General features: G+C 60.0%; 5 protein-coding genes. 4 read left to right on the top strand and 1 reads right to left on the bottom strand.

Features of this window, described 5'->3' with window-relative positions; genetic code table 11:
* From AC1D1Z_RS34290 to AC1D1Z_RS34280, 3 genes are all read left to right on the top strand, one after another.
* A partial coding sequence (locus AC1D1Z_RS34290) for an amino acid ABC transporter ATP-binding protein (RefSeq protein ID WP_477853240.1) occupies positions 1–692 on the top strand: 692 nt, incomplete at its 5' end.
* 31 nt (positions 693–723) lie between these two features.
* Positions 724–1560, top strand: a complete 837-nt coding sequence (locus tag AC1D1Z_RS34285; protein WP_131647230.1) for an ABC transporter substrate-binding protein — start codon at positions 724–726, stop codon at positions 1558–1560.
* Positions 1561–1644: 84 nt separating this feature from the next.
* Positions 1645–2319, top strand: coding sequence for a 4-carboxy-4-hydroxy-2-oxoadipate aldolase/oxaloacetate decarboxylase (locus tag AC1D1Z_RS34280; RefSeq protein WP_131647231.1), 675 nt, complete (start codon positions 1645–1647; stop codon positions 2317–2319).
* A gap of 84 nt (positions 2320–2403) precedes the next feature.
* Here the strand turns inward: AC1D1Z_RS34280 and AC1D1Z_RS34275 are convergent, their stop codons facing one another.
* Entirely contained in the window at positions 2404–3441 is a 1038-nt protein-coding gene (locus AC1D1Z_RS34275) for a LacI family DNA-binding transcriptional regulator (RefSeq protein ID WP_131647249.1), read from the bottom strand.
* A gap of 162 nt (positions 3442–3603) precedes the next feature.
* Here AC1D1Z_RS34275 and AC1D1Z_RS34270 point away from each other — a divergent pair, with 162 nt between their 5' ends.
* On the top strand, positions 3604–4578 hold the full coding sequence (locus AC1D1Z_RS34270) for a substrate-binding domain-containing protein (RefSeq protein ID WP_018449061.1): 975 nt from the start codon (positions 3604–3606) through the stop codon (positions 4576–4578).
* Positions 4579–4645 lie beyond the last annotated feature (67 nt).

Genomic DNA, 4645 nt, shown 5'->3' with positions numbered 1-4645 from the left:
ACCCGGTCCTGAAGGACATCGATGCGCAGGTGACACGCGGCGAAGTCGTGGTCATCTGCGGGCCGTCCGGTTCGGGAAAATCGACGCTGATCCGCACGATCAATCGCCTCGAGGAGATCAACAGCGGATYGATTACGCTCGACGGGCAAAACATTCACGCCGCCATGCGGGCGAAGGAACTCAATGCACTGCGCAGCCGGATCGGCTTCGTATTTCAGAACTTCAACCTGTTTCCGCACCTTTCGGTGGTCGAAAACGTGTCGATGTCGCCGATCCGCGTGAAAGGCGTGGCGCCGGATGTTGCAAAGGACAAGGCCCTCAAGCTTCTCGATCGGGTCGGCCTTGCCGACAAGGCCCGGGCCTATCCCGGTCAACTCTCCGGCGGCCAGCAGCAGCGGGTGGCAATCGCCCGCGCCCTTGCCATGGAACCGCCGGTGATGCTGTTCGACGAGCCGACCAGCGCGCTCGATCCTGAAATGGTCGGCGAAGTGTTGGCCGTCATGAAGAGCCTGGCGTCGGAAGGCATGACGATGCTCTGCGTCACTCATGAAATGGGCTTCGCGCGCGAGGTCGCGGATCGGGTCTGGTTCATCGATGCGGGCCAGATCCTCGAAATGGCGACCCCCGAGGACTTCTTCAACAATCCAAGCCATCCCCGTGCGCAGCGATTCCTCGCTGATCTCAGGCATTGATACCAACCACCAAAAACAAAGGAGAACAGCAATGAACTGGAAATGCCTAACCCTCAGCGTCGCATTTGCCGGCATGGCCGCCGCCGTGCCCGCAAAAGCCGATCAGCTCGACAACATCATCTCGGCGAAAACCTTGCGCTGCGCGACGTTCGCCGACGTTCCTCCCTTCGCTTCGCCCGATCCGAAGACCCGCGAAATGGCCGGTTTCGACGTCGATCTCTGCGGCGCCATCGCCAAGGAACTGGGCGTCAAGGCTGAAATCAAGCCGGTTTCGGTCGAGGCGCGCGTGCCCGAGGTCAAGCTCGGCCGCGTCGACATCACGGTCGCCAACCTTGCCTATACTCTGAGCCGCGCCGAGCAGATCCAGTTCAGCGACCCCTATTATCTCGCCAAGGAAATGCTGATCGTGCCGGCGGACGATGCCGGCAAGACGAAGGCCGATTTCGCCGGCCAGCGCATCGCTTCGACCAAGGGTTCGACGTCTGAGATGTCGATCAAGCTCAACAAATCCGATCCGCTGACCTTCCAGGATACCGCCTCGGCCTATCTCGCCGTCCAACAGGGCAAGGCCCGCGGCATGGTGGCCAACACCATGACGACGACCAAGTTCGTCAATGAATCGAAGAGCAAGGGCAAGCCAATGCGGATGATCGAGGAGCCGATGCTGTATCAGCCGATCGGCATCGGCATGGCCAAGGATCAGCCTGCGCTGACCGCCAAGATCAACGAGATTCTTCGCAAGCTCGACACATCAGGCGAGATCAACAAGATCTGGGACAAGTGGCTCGGCCCGGATACCGAATACAAGATGACGCGCACCGACAAGGTCGTATCGCTCTCGGAGCTGAAGTTCGACCCGATCCCCTAGGACCTCGGTGTCATCCGATAATAATGTCCAAACGAATTCAGGCGGCGGGGCATGCCCGCCGTCGGCCAACGATGGGAGGCACCCGTGATCCATATTAAAGATATTGCCGAACGGCCGAGCAAAGCCGATATCGACGCCGTTTCCAAATTTTCACCCGCGACGATCCACGAAGCCCAAGGGCGCCGCGGAGCCCTTTCCTCCCGCCTCAAGCCCGTYGACCACCGCATGAAACTATGCGGCCCGGCCTTTACGGTGAAATGCGCGCCACGTGACAACATCATGCTGCAGCTTGCCATCAACTACGCAAAGCCGGGCGATATCATCGTCGTATCGGCCGGCGAATACGAAGAGGCCGGATCCTTCGGCGATGTCCTCGCCAACGCCTGCCTGGCAAAGGGCATCGGCGGTCTCGTGACCGACACCGGCGTGCGCGACACCCTTCAGCTCAGGGAACTTGGCTTTCCCGTCTTCTCGCTCAGCGTCTGCATCAAGGGGACGGTGAAAGAAACTATTGCGGCGGTGAACGACACGATCATCGTCGGCGGCGAAATCATCCATCCCGGCGACATCATCGCCGGTGATGCCGACGGCTTGGTGGTCGTGCGTCGCCAGGAAGCGCAGGAAGTCGCCAGGCTGTCACAGGCCCGCGAAGATGCCGAGGCCGGCTATATCGCGGCATATAAGCAGGGCAAATCGGTCATCGAGGTCAGCAATCTCGAACCGGTGCTGAAAGCCAAGGGCCTCGTCGTCGACATCTGACGCGACAGCGCAATAGCTATCAGCCCTGCCACTTTATAGGGCGGCTGGCCTTTTCGGCCAGCCGCCTTATGCAAACCGGGCGGTTCAAACGCTTTCGGGCGTAATCGTTTCGAAGGGAACGACGCGCTGAAGGATGGTTGTGCTGTCGCGGTGTTCCAGCGCTGCGATCATCGTGGCGATCAATTCGTCTGATATCTGATCCAGAGGATGGCACAATGCCGCCATGATCAGGCCCTCCGTCAAGCCCTTGCGCGTTTCCGGGCCGATGTCGCGGCAGACAACCCTGACCTTATCCCGCTTTTCCACGGGCGCTTCGCGAAGAGCGCGCAGTACACCGGAAATCCCCCCTCCGACAATGAAAATGCCTCTGAGGTCATCGAGTTCAGAGAGCAGCTGGCTCACGATCCGGTAGGCTTCCTCCGGCTCCTCATGTGTCGGTCTGCTGTCATCCACCTGAAGATGGGGCGCATGCTCGCGCATATAGGATCGAAAGCTCGCGTCGGAGACATCCTGACACTGGTAACGATGATTGCCGATGAACACCGCGATCCGGCCGGGCATCGGCGTGGTCTGAGCCAGAAACCATGCGGCGGTCCGCCCGAGTTTCCAATTGTCGGTGCCGACGAAGCCGGCGCGATCCCGGGCAGACTGATCGGTTATGTATGCAACAACCGGCTTCCCCCTCTCCTTGAGGGATTGGATGGTCTGTCCGATTAACGGGTGGTCGCCCGCAATGACAGCAACTGCATCACAGCGTTTGCCAAGCGCTTCGAGACGATCTGCAATATTTTGTGGCTCCAGGACATCGACGAAATCGACCACAGCCACGACTTTTTCGTGCTGGCGTCTCGCAGCCGCCTCCGTGATCTTGGAGCCGAACAGCCGGTAGAGCTCACGGCTCGACTGCTGGAGAAGAAAGCCGAAACGATAATTCGGCAGGAGCCGCTGCCTGCGGTCCTCGATCACGCCGCGGCCATAAAATCCAATCTCTTCCGCGGCATTTTGCACCCTCTCGATCGTTTCCGCACGCACTGCGCCGGTACCTCCGAGGATGCGGTTGACCGTGGCGATGCTGACGCCGGACGCCTGGGCAAGATCGGCAATGGTCGGTCTCTTCATGATATGTTTCATTCCATTTTCGGATGAGATGAAATGGTACATTAATTTCATCAAAACGCAATAGGCATTCCATTTCCAGCAATCCGTTGATACAAATATTCCAGCGAGTTGGGAGCCTTGCTTTGAGGAATTGTTACTCTCGACCGCCTTTTGGGAGGAAATCACATGAGTTTTTCAATGCGCGCCGTACGCGGGCTGCTGGCTGGCGCTGTTTTCGTTCTTGGCGCTTCTTCTGTCCTGGCCGCGAATATTGCTGTCGTCGGCGGTAAGACCGACGACGAATTCTGGAGCCGCATCAAGAAGGGCGTCGACGACGCCCGGCTCGTCGTCGAGAAGAATGGCGGCTCCGTCAGCTATCTGCAGCTGCAGACCTACGACAATCTCGGGCCTGACGCCGCACAGCTCGTCCGCACGGCTATCAGCCAGGGCGTGACCGGCATCGTGGTGCCCGACTGGGTGCCCGAGGCGGAGGACGAGGCCATCAAGGCTGCCGTCGCCGCGGGCATCAAAGTCATCCTCATGAATGCCGGCAACATCGACAAAGCTCGCGAGCTTGGCGCGATCAACTATGTCGGCTCGGATGAATACACGGCCGGCAAGGCTGGCGGCGAATATTTCGCGTCCAAGGGTGCGAAAAATGTCATTTGCGTCAATACGCTCCCGGGTGCGGCAAACCAGGAGGCCCGTTGCAAGGGTGTCATCGACGGCATCACCGGAAAAGGCGGCACTGGCAAGCAACTGCCGTTGCCGGCGACCAGCTTCGGCGATCAGACGGCAATCGCCGAGGCCGTCAAGGCGACACTGCTCCAGGACGACACCATCGACGGCGTCCTCAATGTTGGGGCTTCCGACGCTGATGCGGCTGCAAGCGGGATCGCTCAGGCGAACAAAGTCGGCAAGGTCGCGCATGGCACCTTCGACCTGAACGCCTCGGGGCTTGCCCGTATCAAGGACGGTTCGCAGACCTTTGCGATCGACCAGCAGCCTTACCTGCAGTCGCTGCTGGGGGTTTCGCTTCTCGCCTCGCATATCGACTACGGCACCAACCTGCCGACCGCACCGGTGCTGACCGGCCCGGGCATCGTCGATGCGGCGAACATCGACGCCACCCTGGCCGGCGTCAAGGAAGGCGCTCGCTGATCGTTCGAAACGGGCTCCGGCCTGCGGAAAAATACGCGGGTCGAAGTTTATCGAGCGTGCGGACCAC

The organism is Rhizobium sp. P1_E1 (assembly GCF_056406015.1).
Note: the sequence above shows the minus strand (reverse complement) of the source record. Positions and strands in the feature narration are given on the sequence as shown.